The 19,162-nt window shown below is 53.1% G+C and carries 19 protein-coding genes; 14 read left to right on the top strand and 5 right to left on the bottom strand.

All coding sequences use genetic code 11. The features are described from left to right. Nucleotides 1–192: 192 nt before the first annotated feature. The 3 genes from nudK to SBG_RS11590 all read left to right on the top strand — a co-directional run bounded on the left by nudK (nucleotide 193) and on the right by SBG_RS11590 (nucleotide 2,287). Nucleotides 193–768, top strand: a complete 576-nt coding sequence (nudK, locus tag SBG_RS11600) for a GDP-mannose pyrophosphatase NudK (protein ID WP_000081184.1) — start codon at nucleotides 193–195, stop codon at nucleotides 766–768. A 125-nt stretch (nucleotides 769–893) separates the two neighbouring features. Continuing rightward, nucleotides 894–1,937 carry a DUF1176 domain-containing protein gene (locus tag SBG_RS11595; RefSeq protein WP_001270683.1) on the top strand — a complete coding sequence of 348 codons (1,044 nt, stop codon included), beginning with the start codon at nucleotides 894–896 and terminating at the stop codon, nucleotides 1,935–1,937. Between the two features lie 128 nt (nucleotides 1,938–2,065). Further along, nucleotides 2,066–2,287, top strand: coding sequence for a hypothetical protein (locus SBG_RS11590; RefSeq protein ID WP_000700633.1), 222 nt, complete (start codon nucleotides 2,066–2,068; stop codon nucleotides 2,285–2,287). 62 nt (nucleotides 2,288–2,349) lie between these two features. Here SBG_RS11590 and tkt read toward each other — a convergent pair whose 3' ends face one another. Together tkt and tal are read right to left on the bottom strand one after the other, a co-directional pair. Beyond that, nucleotides 2,350–4,350, bottom strand: coding sequence for a transketolase (tkt, locus tag SBG_RS11585; RefSeq protein ID WP_000087246.1), 2,001 nt, complete (start codon nucleotides 4,348–4,350; stop codon nucleotides 2,350–2,352). A 13-nt stretch (nucleotides 4,351–4,363) separates the two neighbouring features. Then, entirely contained in the window at nucleotides 4,364–5,314 is a 951-nt protein-coding gene (gene tal, locus SBG_RS11580) for a transaldolase (RefSeq protein WP_001072432.1), read from the bottom strand. Between the two features lie 271 nt (nucleotides 5,315–5,585). Between tal and maeB the strand changes: the two genes are divergently transcribed. Continuing rightward, nucleotides 5,586–7,865: an NADP-dependent oxaloacetate-decarboxylating malate dehydrogenase gene (gene maeB, locus SBG_RS11575; protein ID WP_000344304.1), complete on the top strand. Its 2,280-nt coding sequence runs from the start codon at nucleotides 5,586–5,588 to the stop codon at nucleotides 7,863–7,865. An 83-nt stretch (nucleotides 7,866–7,948) separates the two neighbouring features. On the opposite strand, the gene hemF is transcribed toward maeB, so the two are convergent. Then, complete coding sequence (gene hemF, locus SBG_RS11570; protein WP_000801392.1) at nucleotides 7,949–8,848, bottom strand: oxygen-dependent coproporphyrinogen oxidase; 900 nt, start codon at nucleotides 8,846–8,848, stop codon at nucleotides 7,949–7,951. Between the two features lie 2 nt (nucleotides 8,849–8,850). Beyond that, the gene (amiA, locus tag SBG_RS11565) at nucleotides 8,851–9,720 is read right to left on the bottom strand and encodes an N-acetylmuramoyl-L-alanine amidase AmiA (protein WP_000102884.1); all 870 of its coding nucleotides are present in this window, start codon (nucleotides 9,718–9,720) and stop codon (nucleotides 8,851–8,853) included. Nucleotides 9,721–9,932: 212 nt separating this feature from the next. Between amiA and SBG_RS11560 the strand changes: the two genes are divergently transcribed. The 10 genes from SBG_RS11560 to cysM all read left to right on the top strand — a co-directional run bounded on the left by SBG_RS11560 (nucleotide 9,933) and on the right by cysM (nucleotide 18,343). Then, nucleotides 9,933–10,358: a GNAT family acetyltransferase gene (locus SBG_RS11560; protein ID WP_000406009.1), complete on the top strand. Its 426-nt coding sequence runs from the start codon at nucleotides 9,933–9,935 to the stop codon at nucleotides 10,356–10,358. Continuing rightward, nucleotides 10,345–10,794: a DUF2919 domain-containing protein gene (locus tag SBG_RS11555; RefSeq protein WP_000842926.1), complete on the top strand. Its 450-nt coding sequence runs from the start codon at nucleotides 10,345–10,347 to the stop codon at nucleotides 10,792–10,794. The genes SBG_RS11560 and SBG_RS11555 overlap by 14 nt, the downstream gene beginning before the upstream one ends. 60 nt (nucleotides 10,795–10,854) lie before the next feature. Next, nucleotides 10,855–11,430, top strand: a complete 576-nt coding sequence (locus SBG_RS11550) for an RpoE-regulated lipoprotein (protein WP_000838974.1) — start codon at nucleotides 10,855–10,857, stop codon at nucleotides 11,428–11,430. 93 nt (nucleotides 11,431–11,523) lie between these two features. Then, nucleotides 11,524–12,423: a Dyp-type peroxidase gene (locus tag SBG_RS11545; protein WP_000084580.1), complete on the top strand. Its 900-nt coding sequence runs from the start codon at nucleotides 11,524–11,526 to the stop codon at nucleotides 12,421–12,423. A gap of 198 nt (nucleotides 12,424–12,621) precedes the next feature. Next, nucleotides 12,622–13,413, top strand: a complete 792-nt coding sequence (ucpA, locus tag SBG_RS11540; protein ID WP_000517456.1) for an SDR family oxidoreductase UcpA — start codon at nucleotides 12,622–12,624, stop codon at nucleotides 13,411–13,413. A gap of 159 nt (nucleotides 13,414–13,572) precedes the next feature. Then, nucleotides 13,573–14,589, top strand: a complete 1,017-nt coding sequence (locus tag SBG_RS11535; protein WP_000290288.1) for a sulfate ABC transporter substrate-binding protein — start codon at nucleotides 13,573–13,575, stop codon at nucleotides 14,587–14,589. After that, nucleotides 14,589–15,422, top strand: a complete 834-nt coding sequence (gene cysT / locus SBG_RS11530) for a sulfate/thiosulfate ABC transporter permease CysT (protein ID WP_000458397.1) — start codon at nucleotides 14,589–14,591, stop codon at nucleotides 15,420–15,422. The genes SBG_RS11535 and cysT overlap by 1 nt, the downstream gene beginning before the upstream one ends. Then, complete coding sequence (cysW, locus tag SBG_RS11525) at nucleotides 15,422–16,297, top strand: sulfate/thiosulfate ABC transporter permease CysW (RefSeq protein ID WP_000763710.1); 876 nt, start codon at nucleotides 15,422–15,424, stop codon at nucleotides 16,295–16,297. Before cysT ends, cysW begins: the two co-directional genes overlap by 1 nt. Then, complete coding sequence (gene cysA, locus SBG_RS11520; RefSeq protein ID WP_000021014.1) at nucleotides 16,287–17,381, top strand: sulfate/thiosulfate ABC transporter ATP-binding protein CysA; 1,095 nt, start codon at nucleotides 16,287–16,289, stop codon at nucleotides 17,379–17,381. The genes cysW and cysA overlap by 11 nt, the downstream gene beginning before the upstream one ends. Before the next feature lie 50 nt (nucleotides 17,382–17,431). Next, the gene (gene cysM, locus SBG_RS11515; RefSeq protein ID WP_000853550.1) at nucleotides 17,432–18,343 is read left to right on the top strand and encodes a cysteine synthase CysM; all 912 of its coding nucleotides are present in this window, start codon (nucleotides 17,432–17,434) and stop codon (nucleotides 18,341–18,343) included. Between the two features lie 89 nt (nucleotides 18,344–18,432). On the opposite strand, the gene SBG_RS11510 is transcribed toward cysM, so the two are convergent. Beyond that, nucleotides 18,433–19,149: a type 1 glutamine amidotransferase gene (locus SBG_RS11510; protein ID WP_001263742.1), complete on the bottom strand. Its 717-nt coding sequence runs from the start codon at nucleotides 19,147–19,149 to the stop codon at nucleotides 18,433–18,435. Nucleotides 19,150–19,162 lie beyond the last annotated feature (13 nt).

The raw sequence follows: 19,162 nt of genomic DNA, 5'->3' as shown, positions 1-19,162 counted from the left end.
CAATTCAGTCGTTAGTTCATGCCGCGATTAAGGGCTGTGGTATCTATAGCAGCAGAATATCCGCAGAAAGGGCAAGGACAGAAAGAATACGGTTGTACATCTGTTCAGTCGGTATAGAGGGCCAGCCTCTTCGGCAGACAAAACGGGTTTCACGGCGTATTATTAATGCTTCTTTTACACCGTGGAGCCGGTATGTCGCAAAATATTACGCTTATTAAGGACAAAATTCTTTCTGATAATTATTTTACTCTACGTAACATCACTTATGACCTGACCCGTCGTAATGGTGAGGTCATCCGTCACAAGCGTGAAGTTTATGATCGCGGGAATGGTGCCACCATTTTGCTGTACAACTCAACCCAAAAAACCGTGGTTCTGGTTCGTCAGTTTCGTGTGGCGACATGGGTAAATGGTAATGACGACGGCATGTTAATTGAGACCTGCGCTGGCTTGCTGGATAACGACGAGCCGGAGGTCTGTATTCGCAAAGAAGCCATTGAAGAGACAGGGTATGAAGTCGGTGAGGTACGTAAAGTATTTGAGCTTTATATGTCGCCTGGCGGCGTTACGGAGCTGATTCATTTCTTTATTGCCGAATACCGTGATAGCCAGCGCGCCAGTACTGGCGGTGGTATAGAGGACGAAGATATTGAAGTGCTTGAACTGCCGTTTTCCAGGGCACTGGAAATGGTGAGGTCAGGTGAGATTCGGGACGGTAAGGCGGTGTTATTACTTAACTATTTACAGAATTCTCATCTAATGGACTGAAAAAAAAGAAATATATTTCTTTACACAAAAAACGACCAATCCGATAAATCTGATTGAGAACCCTGAAGCGCGCAAGGAAGATACCGCCTTAGCTGTGTTGTTCTGAATCTGGGATTGTACTGTTCATGCGCTACCGCGTTATTCTTTTTTGTCTGCTTGGCCTGTTACCGACCCAGCTATTGTGGGCCGCGCCAGCACAACGGACTTTTTCTGACTGGCAGGTCACCTGCAACAACCAAAATTTTTGCGTAGCGCGCAATACCGGCGAACATCATGGACTGGTGATGACGTTAAGCCGTAGCGCTGGAGCGCGTACTGATGCGGTGTTGCGTATCGACCGCGGCGGTCTGGCACCGCCCGACGTTAATGAAGCCGCTATTGCGCCTCGTTTATTGTTGGATGGAAAGCCGCTTTTCTTAAGCAATCCTCACTGGCATGTGTTGCCCTGGCACCTCATGACAGACGATCCCGCCACTATCACCGCGTTTTTACAGACTATTCAGGATGCGCAAGCCATCACTTTAAAAAATGGCGCCCAGATGCTTTCGCTGGCGGGATTAAAAGCCGCATTGCTGTTCATTGACGCACAGCAAAAGCGAGTGGGGAGCGAAACCGCCTGGATTGAAAAAGGTAACGAGCCGCCGCTAAGTGTTCCCCCGGCACCGGCATTAAAGGGGATCGCCGTCATCAACCCAACGCCTGCGCCGCTTAGTGAGGCAGAACGTAATGATCTGCTGGAGTACGCGACATGGCGGATAAAAGGGATTCGTTGTTCGCTCGATCCGATGCGTCGCGAGGTGCAGATCAGTGCGCTGACGGATGACAAAGCGTTATTGATTGTTAACTGCGAAGCCGGAGCCTATAACACTATCGATCTCGCCTGGATAGTTTCGCGTAAAAAACCGCTTGCCTCGCGCGCCGTACGCCTGCGGCTACCGTTTAATCGCGGCGTCGAAAATAATGACATGGAACTGATGAACGCCTTTTTTGATCAGCAAACACGCGAGTTGGTGACGTTGGCAAAAGGGCGCGGATTAACGGACTGCGGTATCCAGACGCGCTGGCGTTTTGATGGCGATCGTTTTCGCCTGGTACGTTATGCCGAAGAACCGAGCTGTGATAACTGGCACGGACCGGATGCCTGGCCCACGCTATGGATTACGCGTTGAACCACGGTCATTATTGCTATTTTCGGAATGGGGATACGCCTGTTGAGGCTCCATTTATGGTATAGAGATTGCTCCGTTACGGTAAGATTGCTACTTTACCAGTGAGCTTCACTACGGCAGGATATAGCATGAAAATAAATAATGGCCCTATATTATGTCCCCATTGCGGCTGCCTGAGCGCTTATTATGAAATAGATCGTTTGGCGGCGATAAGAGAAAAGGTGAATAAAGAAGGAGGCCCAAAGGCATGGAATTCGACATTGCAGGCGCATAAAAAAAAGGCATTTTGCCTGATGTGCCATAAATCTATTGACGAGACCATCATCGGGAAATCTGAGTCTACAACGTAATTTTGCACAGCCTACAGAATACGTCTGCAGACTGCACAAATTCGGCTTTCTGATGCTCGTCCTTAGCCTTTGACGCTGAGTACCCGGTGGGCTTTTTCGACAATATTGTCTACGGTAAAGCCAAAGTACGGGAACAGTTTATCTGCCGGGGCGGATTCTCCGTATCCTGTCATGCCAATAATGGCGCCTTTTAAGCCAACATATTTATACCAGTAGTCAGCTATACCCGCTTCTACCGCAACGCGGGCGGTGACATGCGAGGGTAGCACCGATTCCCGGTATGCCTCATCCTGAGCATCGAAAATATCGGTTGAGGGGAGCGACACCACGCGCACGTTTCGCCCTTCACCAGTCAGTTTTTCAGCGGCCTGAAGCGTAATCTCCATCTCTGAGCCGGTGGCAATCAGAATAATATCCGGTTTGCCGCCGCTGTCTTTGAGAATGTAGCCGCCACGCGCAATCTCTTTAACCTGCTGCGGCGTACGCTCAATCTGCGCCAGATTCTGTCGAGACAGAATCAGGGCGGTCGGGCCATTATGTCGCTCTATCGCCAGCTTCCAGCCCACCGCCGCTTCCACCTGATCGCAGGGCCGCCAGGTGCTGAAGTTAGGCGTTAAGCGCAGACTTGCCAGTTGCTCCACGGCCTGGTGCGTCGGACCATCTTCTCCCAGACCAATCGAGTCGTGGGTATATACCATAATCTGCCGCGCTTTCATCAGCGCCGCCATACGCGCCGCGTTGCGCGCATATTCTACAAACATCAGGAAGGTAGCGGTATAAGGGACAAAGCCGCCGTGGTGGGCAATGCCGTTGGCAATCGCAGTCATACCAAACTCACGTACGCCGTAATGAATATAATTTCCTGCCGGGTTCTCTTTCAGTGAGGTTGACCCTTTCCAGATAGTCAGGTTGCTGGGCGCGAGATCCGCCGATCCGCCGAGCAGTTCCGGCAGCAGTGGACCATAGGCGTTCAGTGTATTTTGTGAGGCTTTACGAGTGGCGATTTTCGCCGGGGTAGCCTGTAAGTCGTTAATATATTTTTCGGTGGCCTGCTGCCAGTTCTCCGGCAGGCCACCGGTCATCCGCCGGGTAAATTCTGCTGCCAGCTCAGGATAAGCCTGTTCATAAGCGGCAAATTTTTCCTTCCAGCCTTGCTGCGCTTTCTCGCCTTTTTCACGAGCGTCCCACGCCCGATAAATGTCTTTCGGGATTTCAAATGCCGGATGATGCCAGCCCAGCTTCTGGCGGGTCAGCGCCACCTCTTCTTCGCCAAGCGCTGCGCCGTGAGACTCTTCTTTGCCGGCTTTATTGGGCGAACCAAAGCCAATCACTGTGCGGCAGATAATCAGCGACGGTTTATCTTTCACGCTTTGGGCTTCGAGAATGGCCCGTTTGACCGCCTCCGGATCGTGGCCGTCTATCTCGTGCACGACGTGCCAGTGGTAGGCTTCAAAACGTTTGGCGGTATCGTCGGTAAACCAGCCTTCGGTTTCGCCATCAATCGAAATACCGTTGTGATCGTAAAAGCCGATGAGCTTGCCGAGTCCTAATGTACCGGCTAAAGAACACACCTCGTGAGAAATGCCTTCCATCAAACAGCCGTCGCCCATAAACACATAGGTGTAATGATCGACAATCTCATGCTCCGGCTGGTTAAACTGGGCAGCCAGCGTGCGTTCGGCAATTGCCAGGCCTACGGCATTCGCCAGCCCCTGTCCCAACGGGCCGGTGGTGGTTTCGACGCCTGGCGTGTAGCCAATCTCCGGGTGTCCGGGGGTTTTAGAGTGTAGCTGGCGGAAGTTTTTCAGTTCCTCAAGCGGCAAATCGTAACCCGTAAGGTGTAACAGGCTGTAGAGCAGCATTGAGGCGTGACCGTTCGACAGAATAAAACGGTCGCGGTCATACCAGGTCGGGTCGTTTGGGTTATGCTTCAGAAAGTCATTCCAAAGCACTTCGGCGATATCCGCCATGCCCATTGGCGCGCCGGGGTGGCCGGAATTGGCTTTCTGGACGGCGTCCATGCTGAGGGCACGAATCGCATTAGCAAGGTCTTTACGGGACATAAATCACTCCGTTTTATAGTTTGGCGGCGAGCAGGTCTTCCAGCTTGCGCTGGTCAATGGCGAACAGACGGATACCTTCCGACAGTTTTTCGACGGCCATCGCGTCCTGATTATGTTCCCAGCGGAATTCCGCTTCGCTCATTGGCTCAGGGCGGTGGAACAGCTGTGATGAGGGCACCAGTTTACGGATCACGGTCTCCTCTTTTTCTTGCAGCTCTTTGAGCAGGTTAGGGGAGATGGTCAGGCGATCGCAGCCGGTCAGGGCGAGGATTTGCTCGGTGCGGCGGAAGCTGGCGCCCATCACAATGGTTTCGTAGCGGTGTTGCTTGTAGTAATCGTAAATATTACGCACTGATTTCACGCCGGGGTCCTCATCCACCACGTAGGGATCCATTGGGCTACGGGCCTGATACCAGTCGTAAATACGCCCGACAAACGGCGAAATCAGGTATACCCCGGCTTCGGCGCAGGCGCGCGCCTGGGCAAAAGAGAACAGCAGCGTCAGGTTGCAGTGAATGCCTTCTTTTTCCAGTTCTTCGGCGGCGCGAATGCCCTCCCAGGTGGAGGCCAGCTTGATCAAAATGCGTGATTTGTCGATGCCTTGTTGCTGGTAAAGGTCAACCAGGTGGCGGGCTTTTTCGATGCTTTTCGCCTTATCAAACGACAGTCGTGCGTCCACTTCCGTCGAGACGCGACCAGGGATGCTTTTCAGAATTTCCGCACCAAAATTGACCGCCAGCTTGTCACAGGCTGCTGCGACCTGCTGCTCCTGCGTGCCGCCATGTTTTTTCCCCCAGGCAATGGCATCCTCAATCAAATGGCCATACTGCTCAAGTCCGGCGGCTTTTAGCAGTAACGAGGGATTGGTGGTGGCGTCCTGCGGCTGATAGTGGCGAATGGACTCAATATCGCCGCTGTCGGCGACGACGGTAGTGAATTGTTTGATGCCGTCTAGCTGGTTCATAGGAAATACTCCTTGAAAAGTAAAGTGTTAGATGAGTGTGTTGATTCACACTTCTGAAAAATTCATCTCCTGCATAACCAAAAAGCATAGCAGACAGGCATGGTATTGCTGGTATAAGCAGGTAACATGGTCGTTATAAGTTGATAACAAACTCTTGCGCCGCGTTGTGAGAGTTTGCAGACCTTCAACGTTTGTGTTGCGCCGTAGGGTAATAATGTACGGCGCACCAGGCCGCGTCACTTTTTGAACGATACGTGAAAGGAACAACAAGATGGATGAGCAGTTAAAACAAAGCGCCCTTGATTTCCACGAATTTCCGGTACCAGGCAAAATCCAGGTTTCACCCACCAAACCGTTAGCGACCCAGCGCGATCTGGCGCTGGCCTATTCGCCGGGTGTTGCCGCGCCGTGTCTTGAAATCGAAAAAGACCCATTGGCGGCCTACAAATACACCGCGCGTGGAAATCTGGTGGCAGTGGTTTCCAACGGAACGGCAGTTCTGGGATTAGGCAATATCGGCGCGTTAGCCGGGAAGCCGGTGATGGAAGGGAAGGGGGTTCTGTTTAAAAAATTCGCCGGGATTGACGTCTTCGATATCGAAGTAGACGAGCTTAACCCGGATAAATTTATTGATGTTGTTGCGGCTCTGGAACCGACGTTTGGCGGTATCAACCTGGAGGACATTAAAGCGCCGGAATGTTTCTATATTGAGCAGAAACTGCGCGAACGAATGAATATTCCGGTTTTCCATGACGACCAGCACGGGACGGCGATTATCAGTACGGCGGCGATCCTTAACGGTTTGCGGGTGGTCGAAAAGAATATTTCCGACGTACGGATGGTGGTTTCCGGAGCAGGTGCGGCGGCTATCGCCTGTATGAACCTGCTGGTGGCGCTGGGGATGCAGAAGCACAACATTGTGGTTTGCGATTCGAAAGGCGTTATTTACAAAGGTCGTGAGCCAAACATGGCGGAAACCAAAGCTGCCTACGCGGTCGAAGATAACGGTAAACGTACGCTGGATGATGTGATCGACGGCGCGGATATCTTCCTGGGTTGTTCCGGTCCGAAAGTACTTACCCAGGAGATGGTGAAAAAAATGGCGCGCGCGCCCATGATTCTGGCGCTGGCTAACCCGGAGCCGGAAATTCTGCCGCCGCTGGCGAAAGAGGTTCGTTCCGATGCCATTATCTGTACCGGGCGTTCTGACTATCCCAACCAGGTCAACAACGTGCTGTGCTTCCCGTTCATCTTCCGTGGTGCGCTTGACGTAGGGGCGACGGCGATTAACGAAGAGATGAAACTGGCGGCGGTGCATGCGATTGCCGAACTGGCGCACGCCGAGCAGAGCGAAGTGGTGGCCTCCGCCTACGGCGATCAGGATCTGAGTTTTGGCCCGGAGTACATTATTCCGAAACCGTTCGACCCGCGCCTCATTGTGAAGATTGCGCCGGCGGTGGCGAAAGCGGCGATGGATTCCGGCGTGGCGACGCGTCCTATCGAAGACTTCGATGCCTATGTAGATAAGCTGACCGAGTTTGTCTACAAAACCAACCTGTTCATGAAGCCGATTTTCTCGCAGGCGCGCAAAGCGCCGAAGCGCGTCGTGCTGCCGGAAGGGGAAGAGGCGCGTGTTCTGCACGCGACTCAGGAATTGATTACCCTGGGGCTGGCGAAACCCATTCTCATCGGTCGTCCGAGCGTAATCGAAATGCGCATCCAGAAACTGGGACTGCAGATCCGATCGGGGGTGGATTTTGAGATCGTTAATAATGAATCCGATCCGCGCTTTAAAGAGTACTGGAGCGAATACTATCAGATTATGAAACGCCGGGGGATCACCCAGGAGCAGGCGCAGCGCGCGATGATCGGCAACCATACCGCCATTGGCGCTATCATGGTACAACGTGGCGAGGCCGATGCGATGATCTGCGGTACCATCGGCGATTATCACGAGCATTTCAGCGTGGTGAAACAAGTCTTTGGCTATCGTGACGGCGTTCATACGGCAGGGGCAATGAACGCGTTGCTGCTGCCGAGCGGTAACACCTTTATTGCCGATACCTACGTTAATGACGACCCGACGCCGGAACAACTGGCGGAAATTACCGTTATGGCGGCGGAAACGGTGCGTCGTTTTGGTATTGAGCCGAAGGTGGCGCTGTTGTCACATTCCAACTTTGGTTCGTCTAACGGCCCATCTGCCAGCAAAATGCGCGATGCCCTGGCGCTGATTAAGTCCCGCGCGCCGGATCTGATGATTGATGGTGAGATGCATGGCGATGCAGCGCTGGTCGAAAGTATTCGCAATGATCGTATGCCAGACAGTCCGTTAAAAGGATGCGCCAATATTCTGGTGATGCCAAATATGGAAGCGGCCCGTATTAGTTACAACTTACTACGCGTTTCCAGTTCCGAAGGGGTAACGGTTGGCCCGGTATTAATGGGCGTTTCCAAACCGGTTCACGTATTAACGCCGATTGCATCTGTTCGTCGTATCGTAAATATGGTGGCGCTGGCGGTCGTGGAAGCGCAAACGCATCCGCTGTAACTTCGCTTTAATTCATTTCGGCGCGGATTTCTCCCGCGCCTTTTTATCTCTTATCCGGTCTACCGCGTAGCGCCATCAGGCAATTACACCCAATCGCGCACCTGGATAAATTCACTTAGTGCTGCTTCCGGACTGCCCGCCTCGGGTTGCCAGTCATACTCCCAGCGTACCAGCGGCGGCATCGACATCAGGATCGATTCGGTACGCCCACCGGTCTGTAAACCGAACAGTGTGCCTCTGTCCCAGACCAGGTTGAATTCCACATAGCGGCCGCGCCGATAAAGTTGGAAACTGCGCTCGCGCTCACCCCAGCGCATCGCTTTACGGCGTTCAACAATCGGCAAATACGCCTTGATGTAACCATTACCCACCGCCTTCATAAAGGCGAAACAGTGATCGAAGTCCGGGGTGTTTAAATCGTCAAAGAATAGTCCGCCAATACCACGCTGCTCGTTGCGATGCTTCAGGAAAAAATAATCATCGCACCACTTTTTGTAACGTGGATAGACATCTTCGCCAAACGGCTGGCATAGAGAGCGGGCGGTTCGATGCCAGTGAACGGCATCTTCTTCAAAACCGTAATAGGGCGTTAAATCGAACCCACCGCCAAACCACCACACCGGATCAGCGCCTGGTTTCTCGGCGATAAAAAAGCGCACATTAGCATGACTGGTGGGGATGTAGGGGGTTTCAGGATGCACCACCAGCGAAACGCCCATTGCCTCGAAGCTACGTCCGGCAAGCTCGGGGCGATGCGCAGTGGCCGACGCGGGCATGGCATCGCCGTGAACGTGAGAAAAATTCACCCCAGCCTGTTCGAAAATAGCGCCGTTACGCAGAACCCGGCTGCGCCCTCCGCCGCCGGCCTCACGCTGCCAGCTATCCTCAACAAAGCGGCCGCCATCAACCGCAGAGAGCTGCTGGCAAATATCATCCTGCAGGCGTAGCAGAAACTGTTTTACGTGCTGTGCATCGGGTTTCATGATTACCGTTTCTTCGTATGCGCTTTCTGGTTATCAAACCAGTGAAAATAGCTGATGATGCCGTTGGCAATCGCCGTAGCGATTTTCTGGCGAAATGCCGTTGTTCCCAGCAGCCGTTCTTCTTCCGGGTTAGTAATGAACGACGTTTCCACCAATACCGACGGAATTGATGGTGATTTTAGCACTACAAAGGCTGCTTGTTCGGTCGTGCGGCTGTGCAATTTATGCACTGGCTTAATTTTTTTAAGAATATGCGACCCCAGAGTCAGACTGTTTTTAATGGTATCGGTCTGTACCAGATCGAACAGGACTTGTTGTAGTAGGTGATCGCGATCGGTGGTTTTTTTACCGGCCACTTCATCGGCGCGGTTTTCACGCTCAGACAGATACTTCGCCATAGCGCTACTGGCTCCGCGGTTGGAAAGGGCAAAAACGGATGCGCCCGCCGCTTTCGGGTTAGTAAATCCATCGGCATGAATCGACATAAACAGATCTGCGCCGTGTTTGTGGGCGATTTCCACCCGATCGTACAGCGGAATAAAGGTATCTCCGGTCCTGGTTAAACGCGCATCGATTCCGTGATTGCGCAAAATCGCACGCACGTTTTTGGCGATGGCCAGCACCACATGTTTTTCCTGAGAACCGTTGCGGCCAATCGCGCCGGTATCGATACCGCCGTGTCCGGGATCAAGCATTACCAGCCGTTTACTGCCGGCTTTTTTAGTTTTGGGTTTGCTGTGACCATTGTTGGTTTTTAGCGCTTCTTCTTTGGCTAATGCCTGTGACATACCTGACAGCGTCAGGGCCGCCAGACCTGTTTTGAGTACCTGGCGGCGCGATGTGAGAGTTTTTAGGAGTTTAAAAGTGCTCATACGGCCTGAGTTGTGAAAATTAAGTTCAAGATGTTATATCGTATCGCGTCATCCGTTACGACGGTTCGTGATGAGAATTGTTTTACTTTTCATTTCAATACGTGGTGCGTCGCCATTATGCCATTTTTTCCGCTACATCGCGTCAGATATTGGCTGAATCAGATGTTTGCGCCATAATCTGGTTTTTTCCACCCAAAAAGGCAACGAAGACCATGGAAATACGCGTTTTTCGCCAGGAAGATTTCGAAGAGGTGATCACCCTCTGGGAGCGTTGCGATCTGCTGCGTCCATGGAACGATCCTGAAATGGATATTGAGCGCAAAGTGAATCACGACGTCAGTTTGTTCCTCGTGGCGGAAGTGAGCGGCGAAGTGGTCGGTACGGTGATGGGCGGTTATGACGGGCATCGCGGTTCGGCGTATTACCTGGGTGTTCACCCGGAGTTCCGCGGGCGTGGCATTGCTAATGCGCTGCTTAACCGGCTGGAAAAAAAGCTCATTGCCCGTGGTTGCCCGAAAATTCAAATTATGGTGCGGGAAGATAACGACGTGGTGCTCGGCATGTATGAACGTCTGGGATATGAGCATTCAGACGCCCTGAGCTTAGGTAAGCGTCTGATTGAAGATGAAGAGTACTGAGTTTCATCCAGCCGATTATGATGCACATGGGCGTTTACGCTTGCCGTTTCTTTTCTGGTGTGTGCTGTTGCTTCAGGCGCGCGCCTGGATACTCTTTGTGATTGCCGGTGCCTCACGTGAACAGGGTAATACTCTGTTAAACTTTTTTTATCCCGACCATAATCATTTTTGGCTGGGGTTGCTGCCGGGCATTCCGGCGGTAGCGGCGTTTTTGCTCTGCGGGCGGCGGGAGGCATATCCTGTTCTGTGGCGTATGTTGCGTGGATGGCTCATTCTGGCGCAATGGGTTTTGCTCTGCTGGCAACCCGTGTTATGGCTGACGGGTGAAGCGGTGAGTGGTTCAGGGATCGCGCTGTTCGTGGTGGATATCGCCGCGCTTATCTGGCTGGCCACCCACCGTCGCTGCCGCGCTTGTTTTGTTGCCGGAAAAGAATAACGGCACTTTTTGCCGACGCCGCACTCCAACCAACGTTGATGATTAAAGAAAGGAAGTGAGATGAAATCGCTGCGTTTGACTTTACTCGCGCTGCCACTGGCTCTGACCGGCTGTTCGACGCTCTCATCGGTCAACTGGTCTGCCGCAAATCCATGGAACTGGTTTGGTTCCTCGACAAAAGTCACTGAACAAGGCGTAGGTGAGCTGACCGCCGCCACGCCGCTGGAGGAACAGGCTATCGCTGACGCATTAGACGGTGATTATCGCCTGCGTAGCGGGATGAAAACCGATAACGGCAATGTGGTGCGTTTTTTCGAAGCGATGAAAGACGACAAGGTAGCGATGGTTATCAACGGAGAGCAGGGAACAATAAGCCGTATTGATGTGCTGGATAGCGATATCCCTTCCGCCGCGGGTGTCGACATCGGTACACCGTTTAGTGACCTTTACAGCAAGGCCTTTGGTCACTGCGAGTCAGTTTCCAGCGATAACCATACAAATGTTGAATGTAAAGCCGAGGGAAGTCAGCACATTAGCTATGTTTTCTCCGGCGAGTGGAGCGGTCCTGAAGGCTTAATGCCGTCTGACGATACCCTGAAAAACTGGAAAGTGAGCAAAATTATCTGGCGTCGTTAATTTGCGTCCGGACAAACCGCTTCGCTTAAAAACAAGGTAAAATAACTTCCATCAATGCCACGACGTCGTGGCATCTTTTTTTCAGGAGGAATTATGTCTCAGGTTCAGAGTGGCATTTTGCCGGAACATTGCCGTGCGGCGATTTGGATTGAAGCCAATATCAAAGGGGATGTGAACGCCCTGCGGACGGCCAGTAAGGTTTTTGCCGATAAACTTGCCACCTTCGAAGCGAAATTCCCTGAGGCACACTTAGGCGCAGTAGTTGCGTTTGGTCATGATACCTGGCGTGCGCTGAGCGGCGGCGCAGGGGCGACAGAACTGAAAGATTTCATCCCTTATGGGAAAGGACTGGCACCAGCAACGCAGTATGACGTTTTGATCCATATTCTCTCCCTGCGTCACGACATCAACTTCTCCGTTGCCCAGGCGGCGATGGAAGCCTTTGGTGATTGCATCGACGTTAAAGAAGAAACGCATGGTTTCCGCTGGGTGGAAGAGCGCGATCTGAGCGGCTTTGTTGACGGTACGGAAAATCCGGCAGGCGAAGAAACCCGTCGTGAAGTGGCGGTAATTAAAGACGGCGTGGATGCTGGTGGGAGTTATGTGTTCGTTCAACGTTGGGAGCACAACCTCAAGCAGCTTAACCGCATGAGCATTCATGACCAGGAGATGATGATTGGCCGTACCAAAGTGGCCAACGAAGAGATCGACGGCGATGCGCGTCCGGCGACTTCTCACCTGAGCCGTGTCGATCTGAAAGAGGACGGCAAAGGTTTGAAGATTGTGCGCCAGAGCCTGCCGTACGGAACGGCCAGCGGCACCCATGGCCTCTATTTCTGTGCCTACTGTGCTCGTTTGCACAACATTGAGCAACAGTTGCTGAGCATGTTCGGCGATACCGATGGTAAACGTGACGCAATGCTGCGGTTCACCAAACCGGTGACTGGCGGCTATTACTTTGCGCCGTCGTTGGATCGCCTGTTAGCGCTGTAAGCTAAAATCCTGTCGGATGGCGGCGCAAACGCAGCGCCCCAGGCAGAAAAGCATCAAAACCCATCCCCGTCTTAGCGGGGATTTTTTTACTTAAGATTTACCTGAATTAGTGACCGGTTCCTCAGCACTTATTTGTTATTGCTGTATTTTCAGTGTTAATGGAGTGTAAGGCTTCATATTCAAAAGGAGAACATTGAAATGGGTAAACTCACAGGCAAGACGGCACTGATTACGGGCGCATCACAGGGCATTGGCGAAGGGATCGCCAGAGTGTTTGCCCGTCATGGCGCCAACCTGATCTTGCTGGATATCGCCGATGAGATTGAAAAGCTGGCGGATGAACTGGGCGGGCGCGGTCACCGCTGTACAGCCGTGAAGGCTGACGTCAGAGATTTTGCTTCGGTGCAGGCGGCGATTGCGCGCGCTAAAAAAACCGAAGGGAAAATTGATATCCTGGTGAATAACGCGGGCGTATGTCGTCTGGGCAACTTCCTTGAAATGAGTGATGAAGATCGCGATTTTCACATAGATATCAACATCAAAGGCGTATGGAACGTCACCAAAGCCGTGCTGCCAGAGATGATCAAACGTAAAGATGGTCGTATTGTGATGATGTCTTCCGTCACCGGGGATATGGTCGCCGATCCGGGGGAGTCCGCCTATGCGCTGTCGAAAGCCGCGATTGTGGGTTTAACTAAGTCGCTGGCGGTCGAGTATGCGCAGTGCGGCGTTCGCGTCAACGCTATTTGTCCGGGTTATGTAAGAACGCCAATGGCAGAAAGTATCGCCCGTCAGTCTAACCCTGACGATCCGGAATCGGTATTAACTGAGATGGCAAAAGCTATTCCGCTACGCCGTCTTGCCTGCCCGCTGGAAGTAGGGGAACTGGCGGCATTTCTGGCCTCCGATGAGTCCAGCTATCTTACCGGAACGCAAAACGTCATTGATGGCGGTAGTACCCTGCCTGAAAGCGTGAGTGTAGGCGTCTGATTGATGCCAGTCTCCTCCTCACGCCGAGTGGGGAGGAGATACCCCTTATTCTCTTTTCAACTTTCAAATCATCAAACGGTATATAAAACCGTTACTCCTTTAGCACTGGTTATAAATATGATGACCCTAAGAAAGTCATTAAATTTATAAGAGTGTGCAATGGCCGTTAACTTACTGAAAAAAAGCCCGCTGACGCTGGCTGCAATGCTGTTATTGGTTGGTCAGGCGCAGGCGACGGAGCTGCTTAACAGCTCTTACGATGTCTCCCGCGAGCTGTTTGCCGCCCTTAACCCGCCATTTGAGCAGCAGTGGGCGAAAGAGAATGCGGGCGATAAACTGACGATAAAACAGTCTCACGCAGGTTCATCAAAACAGGCGCTGGCTATTTTACAGGGCCTGAAGGCTGATGTTGTCACCTATAACCAGGTGGCGGATGTACAAATTCTTCACGATAGGGGTAAGCTGCTCCCGGCTAACTGGCAAAGCCGTTTGCCCAATAATAGCTCGCCGTTCTATTCCACGATGGGATTCCTGGTACGTAAAGGGAATCCGAAAAATATACATGACTGGAACGATCTCGTGCGTTCTGATGTGAAGCTGATTTTCCCTAATCCAAAAACATCCGGTAACGCCCGGTATACGTACCTGGCGGCGTGGGGCGCGGCGGATAAAGCGGACGGCGGCGATAAAGCGAAAACAGAACAGTTCATGACTCAGTTTCTGAAAAACGTCGAGGTATTTGATACCGGCGGACGTGGGGCAACGACCACCTTTGCTGAGCGTGGGCTGGGCGATGTGCTGATAAGCTTCGAATCGGAAGTCAATAACATCCGTAAGCAGTACGAAGCGCAGGGATTTGAGGTCGTGATCCCGAAAACCAATATCCTGGCGGAATTCCCGGTGGCGTGGGTCGATAAAAACGTCAAGGCTAACGGAACGGAAAAAGCGGCGAAAGCCTACCTCAACTACCTGTACAGCCCACAGGCGCAAACCATCATCACCGATTATTACTACCGTGTGAATAATCCTCAGGTGATGGACAAGCAGCAGGATAAATTCCCGCGGACTGAACTGTTTCGTGTAGAAGACAAGTTCGGCTCCTGGCCTGAGGTGATGAAAACTCACTTTGCCAGCGGCGGCGAGCTGGACAAACTGCTGGCGGCGGGGCGTAAGTGATGTTTGCCGTTTCCTCCAGGCGGGTGCTGCCGGGCTTTACGTTAAGCCTCGGCACCAGCCTGCTGTTTGTCTGCCTGATATTGCTGCTGCCGCTTAGCGCGTTGGTGATGCAGTTAGCACAGATGAGCTGGGCGCAATACTGGGACGTTATTACCAATGCTCAGGTGGTGGCGGCCTACAAAGTGACGCTGCTGGCGGCATTTGTGGCGTCGATTTTTAACGGTGTTTTTGGTCTGCTGATGGCGTGGATCCTGACCCGTTACCGTTTTCCAGGACGTACTCTGCTTGATGCGCTGATGGATCTGCCCTTTGCGTTGCCAACGGCGGTGGCAGGTTTGACGCTGGCGTCGCTGTTTTCGGTAAACGGTTTTTATGGTCACTTTCTCGCACAGTTTGACATCAAAGTGACCTATACCTGGCTCGGCATTGCGGTGGCGATGGCTTTCACCAGTATTCCGTTTGTGGTGCGCACCGTCCAGCCGGTACTGGAAGAGTTGGGGCCGGAATATGAAGAAGCGGCACAAACCCTTGGCGCGACCCGCCTGCAAAGCTTTCGTAAAGTGGTATTGCCGGAGTTATCACCGGCATTGATCGCCGGCATCGCGCTCTCATTTACCCGCAGCCTCGGCGAGTTTGGCGCGGTGATTTTTATTGCCGGCAACATTGCGTGGAAAACGGAAGTCACCTCGCTGATGATTTTTGTCCGCTTGCAGGAGTTTGATTATCCCGCTGCCAGCGCGATTGCTTCGGTGATCCTCGCGGCTTCGCTGCTGCTTCTGTTCTCAATTAACACTCTGCAAAGTCGCTTTGGCCGACGTGTGGTAGGTCACTAATGGCGGATATTACGCACTTGAAACGCTATGACGTGCCCCGTTTTAACGGGGGGAAATGGTTTTTGATTGGCACCGGAATGCTGGTTTCGGCATTTATCCTGCTGGTGCCGATGGTTTATATCTTTGTCCAGGCGTTTAGCCTGGGTCTGATGCCGGTTCTGCAGAATCTGGCCGATCCAGACATGCTGCATGCCATCTGGCTGACGGTATTGATTGCGCTGATCGCGGTGCCGGTCAATCTGGTGTTCGGTATTCTGTTGGCCTGGCTGGTGACGCGGTTTAACTTTCCCGGACGTCAGTTATTGCTGACGCTGCTGGATATTCCCTTTGCCGTTTCGCCGGTAGTGGCGGGGCTGGTTTATCTGCTGTTTTACGGTTCCAACGGGCCGCTGGGCGGCTGGCTGGATGCGCATAATCTGCAAATTATGTTCTCCTGGCCGGGCATGGTGCTGGTGACAATTTTTGTCACCTGTCCATTCGTGGTGCGCGAACTGGTGCCCGTGATGCTAAGCCAGGGGAGCCAGGAAGATGAGGCGGCAGTTTTACTTGGCGCCTCGGGCTGGCAAATGTTCCGTCGGGTAACACTGCCGAATATCCGCTGGGCGCTGTTATATGGCGTGGTACTGACCAACGCCCGCGCCATCGGTGAGTTTGGCGCGGTGTCGGTGGTTTCTGGCTCGATTCGCGGCGAAACCCTGTCGCTGCCGTTACAAATTGAACTGCTGGAACAGGACTATAACACCGTTGGCTCCTTTACCGCCGCCGCGCTGTTGACGCTGATGGCGATTATTACCCTGTTTTTGAAGAGCATGTTGCAATGGCGTCTGGAAAACCAGGAAAAACGCGCGCGACAGGAGGTAAATCATGAGCATTGAGATTGCTAATATTAAGAAGTCCTTTGGCCGCACTCAGGTGTTGAACGATATCTCTCTGGATATTCCTTCCGGTCAAATGGTCGCGCTACTGGGGCCGTCGGGATCGGGTAAAACCACATTGCTGCGTATTATTGCCGGGCTGGAGCATCAGTCCAGCGGCCATATTCGCTTTCATGGTACCGACGTCAGCCGCCTTCATGCGCGTGAACGTAAAGTCGGCTTTGTGTTTCAGCACTATGCCCTGTTTCGCCATATGACGGTATTCGACAATATTGCATTTGGTCTGACGGTACTGCCCCGGCGCGAGCGTCCGAACGCGGCAGCGATTAAAGCGAAAGTGATGAAGTTACTGGAGATGGTGCAGCTTAGCGCTATGGCAGATCGTTTCCCGGCGCAGCTCTCCGGTGGGCAGAAACAACGTGTTGCCCTGGCGCGGGCGCTGGCCGTGGAACCGCAGATCCTGTTGCTGGATGAACCGTTTGGTGCACTGGATGCGCAGGTTCGAAAAGAATTACGCCGCTGGCTGCGTCAGTTGCACGAAGAACTGAAGTTCACCAGCGTTTTTGTCACCCACGATCAGGAAGAAGCGACCGAAGTAGCGGATCGCGTGGTGGTGATGAGTCAGGGTAATATTGAGCAGGCCGATGCGCCGGACCGGGTATGGCGCGAGCCCGCCACCCGCTTCGTGCTGGAGTTTATGGGCGAGGTCAATCGCCTGAAAGGAACGATTCGCGGCGGACAGTTCCACGTTGGCGCACATCGCTGGCCGTTAGGCTATACGCCTGGGTATCAGGGGCCGGTCGATCTGTTCCTGCGTCCGTGGGAAGTGGATATCAGCCGTCGCACCAGTCTTGATTCGCCGTTGCCGGTACAGGTGCTGGAAGCGAGTCCGAAGGGGCACTACACCCAATTAGTGGTGCAACCTCTCGGCTGGTATCACGAGCCGCTGACGGTAGTAATGACGGGCGATGATGCGCCGCAGCGCGGCGCGCGGCTGTTTGTCGGTTTGCAGAACGCACGTTTGTATAACGGCGACCAGCGTATTGAGCGTCATGATGATACCCTTTTCGCGGAAATAGCGTAATGTAGGCCTGATAAGCGAAACGCTATCAGGCATTTTGTTGGAAAGAGACAGTGAAGACATTAGAACAAACGATCGGCAACACGCCGCTGGTCAAATTACAACGTCTGGGGCCGGATAACGGCAGTGAAATTTGGCTCAAACTGGAAGGCAATAATCCGGCGGGTTCGGTGAAAGACAGGGCCGCGTTGTCGATGATTGTGCAGGCGGAAAAACGCGGTGAGATTAAGCCCGGCGACGTTCTGATTGAGGCGACCAGTGGTAATACCGGTATAGCGCTGGCGATGATAGCCGCGCTCAAAGGCTACCGTATGAAACTGCTGATGCCTGAAAATATGAGCCAGGAACGCCGCGCCGCCATGCGCGCCTACGGTGCAGAGTTGATTCTGGTGAGCAAAGCGCAGGGAATGGAAGGGGCACGCGATCTGGCGCTGTCGATGTCTGAACGCGGCGAAGGAAAACTGCTCGACCAGTTCAATAATCCTGATAACCCTTACGCGCACTACACTACCACCGGGCCTGAGATCTGGCAGCAAACCGACGGGCGGATCAGCCATTTTGTCTCCAGTATGGGCACCACTGGCACCATTACCGGGGTGGCGCGTTTTCTACGTGAGCAGGCAAAAGCGGTGACAATTGTTGGTTTACAGCCGCAGGAAGGGAGCAGTATTCCTGGTATTCGCCGCTGGCCGGCGGAATATATGCCAGGGATTTTCAACGCCAGCCTGGTGGATGAGGTACTGGATATTTACCAGCAGGAGGCTGAAAACACCATGCGTGCACTGGCTGTGCGGGAAGGTATTTTCTGCGGTGTCAGCTCCGGCGGCGCGGTTGCTGGTGCACTTCACGTGGCGCAGGCTAATCCGGGCGCAGTGGTAGTGGCAATGATCTGCGATCGCGGCGATCGCTATCTTTCCACTGGCGTTTTTGGCGAAGAGCATTTCAGCCAGGGGGCAGGGATTTAGCGTGTAGGCCTGATAAGCATAGCGCCATCAGGCAAACGTACGGTACGATCGCCGGATCGACGCAACGCGTCTTATCCGGCCTACAATGTTTAGTCGTTACGTTTTTCCACTAGCTTATCAAGGAATCCCCACAGTTTTTCATTCATCTCCTGATAATTCCATGCGCGCATCTCGGTGACCGAGCGGATAAAACGCTTCCCTTGTGCATCGGCCAGTTCCTGTTGCGAATGTTGGATTAACTCTTCCACCGCCTCTGTGGTAAATTCCATATGACACTGGAAGCCATAGACAATGTTGCCATACTGCACTATCTGGCGCGGACAGCCTTCGCTTTCTGCTAATACTATCGCCTGATCGGTGAGTCCCGGCATATCGTTGTGCCAGTGGCCGACGATTAACGGGGAACCAAAGTGGGCGATTAACGGATGTCGCCGACCTGCGTCGGTAAGCGTAATAGGGTAATGCCCAATCTCTTTTTCCGGGCTTTGACACACTCTGGCGCCCAGCGCCTCGCCAATGAGCTGCGAACCAAGACAGATGCCGACGACGATTCGCCGGGCAACGATAGCCTGATTAATTAAATGCTGTTCGGCGCGAGAGTCAAAATAGGGGCACTCTTCGCGGGTGGTGCGCGGCGACTGCGGACCGCCAAATACGACAAGCATATCGAACCCATCGGCATTGACCGGCAACGCTTCTCCGTCATAGACGCGCGACCATGAAATGGCATAACCGCGATCTTCAGCCCATTTCAGGTAAGCGCCAGCGGATTCAAACGACTCATGGACAACAAAATGCACTCGCATGTCATTTACTCCT

Source organism: Salmonella bongori NCTC 12419 (assembly GCF_000252995.1).
Lineage (GTDB): Bacteria > Pseudomonadota > Gammaproteobacteria > Enterobacterales > Enterobacteriaceae > Salmonella > Salmonella bongori.
The sequence above is the reverse complement of the archived record's forward strand: the minus strand, read 5'-3'. Positions and strand labels throughout refer to the sequence as shown.

What these genes read in the sequence shown, in the direction of transcription:
- tal (WP_001072432.1), bottom strand. Translation starts at nt 5,314, where the DNA reads ATGAACCAGCTAGACGGCATCAAACAATTCACTACCGTCGTCGCCGAC.
- amiA (WP_000102884.1), bottom strand. Translation starts at nt 9,720, where the DNA reads ATGAGCACTTTTAAACTCCTAAAAACTCTCACATCGCGCCGCCAGGTA.
- SBG_RS11535 (WP_000290288.1), top strand. Translation starts at nt 13,573, where the DNA reads ATGGCCGTTAACTTACTGAAAAAAAGCCCGCTGACGCTGGCTGCAATG.
- nudK (WP_000081184.1), top strand. Translation starts at nt 193, where the DNA reads ATGTCGCAAAATATTACGCTTATTAAGGACAAAATTCTTTCTGATAAT.
- SBG_RS11560 (WP_000406009.1), top strand. Translation starts at nt 9,933, where the DNA reads ATGGAAATACGCGTTTTTCGCCAGGAAGATTTCGAAGAGGTGATCACC.
- cysT (WP_000458397.1), top strand. Translation starts at nt 14,589, where the DNA reads ATGTTTGCCGTTTCCTCCAGGCGGGTGCTGCCGGGCTTTACGTTAAGC.
- SBG_RS11510 (WP_001263742.1), bottom strand. Translation starts at nt 19,149, where the DNA reads ATGCGAGTGCATTTTGTTGTCCATGAGTCGTTTGAATCCGCTGGCGCT.
- cysW (WP_000763710.1), top strand. Translation starts at nt 15,422, where the DNA reads ATGGCGGATATTACGCACTTGAAACGCTATGACGTGCCCCGTTTTAAC.
- maeB (WP_000344304.1), top strand. Translation starts at nt 5,586, where the DNA reads ATGGATGAGCAGTTAAAACAAAGCGCCCTTGATTTCCACGAATTTCCG.
- hemF (WP_000801392.1), bottom strand. Translation starts at nt 8,848, where the DNA reads ATGAAACCCGATGCACAGCACGTAAAACAGTTTCTGCTACGCCTGCAG.
- tkt (WP_000087246.1), bottom strand. Translation starts at nt 4,350, where the DNA reads ATGTCCCGTAAAGACCTTGCTAATGCGATTCGTGCCCTCAGCATGGAC.
- SBG_RS11555 (WP_000842926.1), top strand. Translation starts at nt 10,345, where the DNA reads ATGAAGAGTACTGAGTTTCATCCAGCCGATTATGATGCACATGGGCGT.
- SBG_RS11590 (WP_000700633.1), top strand. Translation starts at nt 2,066, where the DNA reads ATGAAAATAAATAATGGCCCTATATTATGTCCCCATTGCGGCTGCCTG.
- cysA (WP_000021014.1), top strand. Translation starts at nt 16,287, where the DNA reads ATGAGCATTGAGATTGCTAATATTAAGAAGTCCTTTGGCCGCACTCAG.
- SBG_RS11545 (WP_000084580.1), top strand. Translation starts at nt 11,524, where the DNA reads ATGTCTCAGGTTCAGAGTGGCATTTTGCCGGAACATTGCCGTGCGGCG.
- SBG_RS11550 (WP_000838974.1), top strand. Translation starts at nt 10,855, where the DNA reads ATGAAATCGCTGCGTTTGACTTTACTCGCGCTGCCACTGGCTCTGACC.
- SBG_RS11595 (WP_001270683.1), top strand. Translation starts at nt 894, where the DNA reads ATGCGCTACCGCGTTATTCTTTTTTGTCTGCTTGGCCTGTTACCGACC.
- ucpA (WP_000517456.1), top strand. Translation starts at nt 12,622, where the DNA reads ATGGGTAAACTCACAGGCAAGACGGCACTGATTACGGGCGCATCACAG.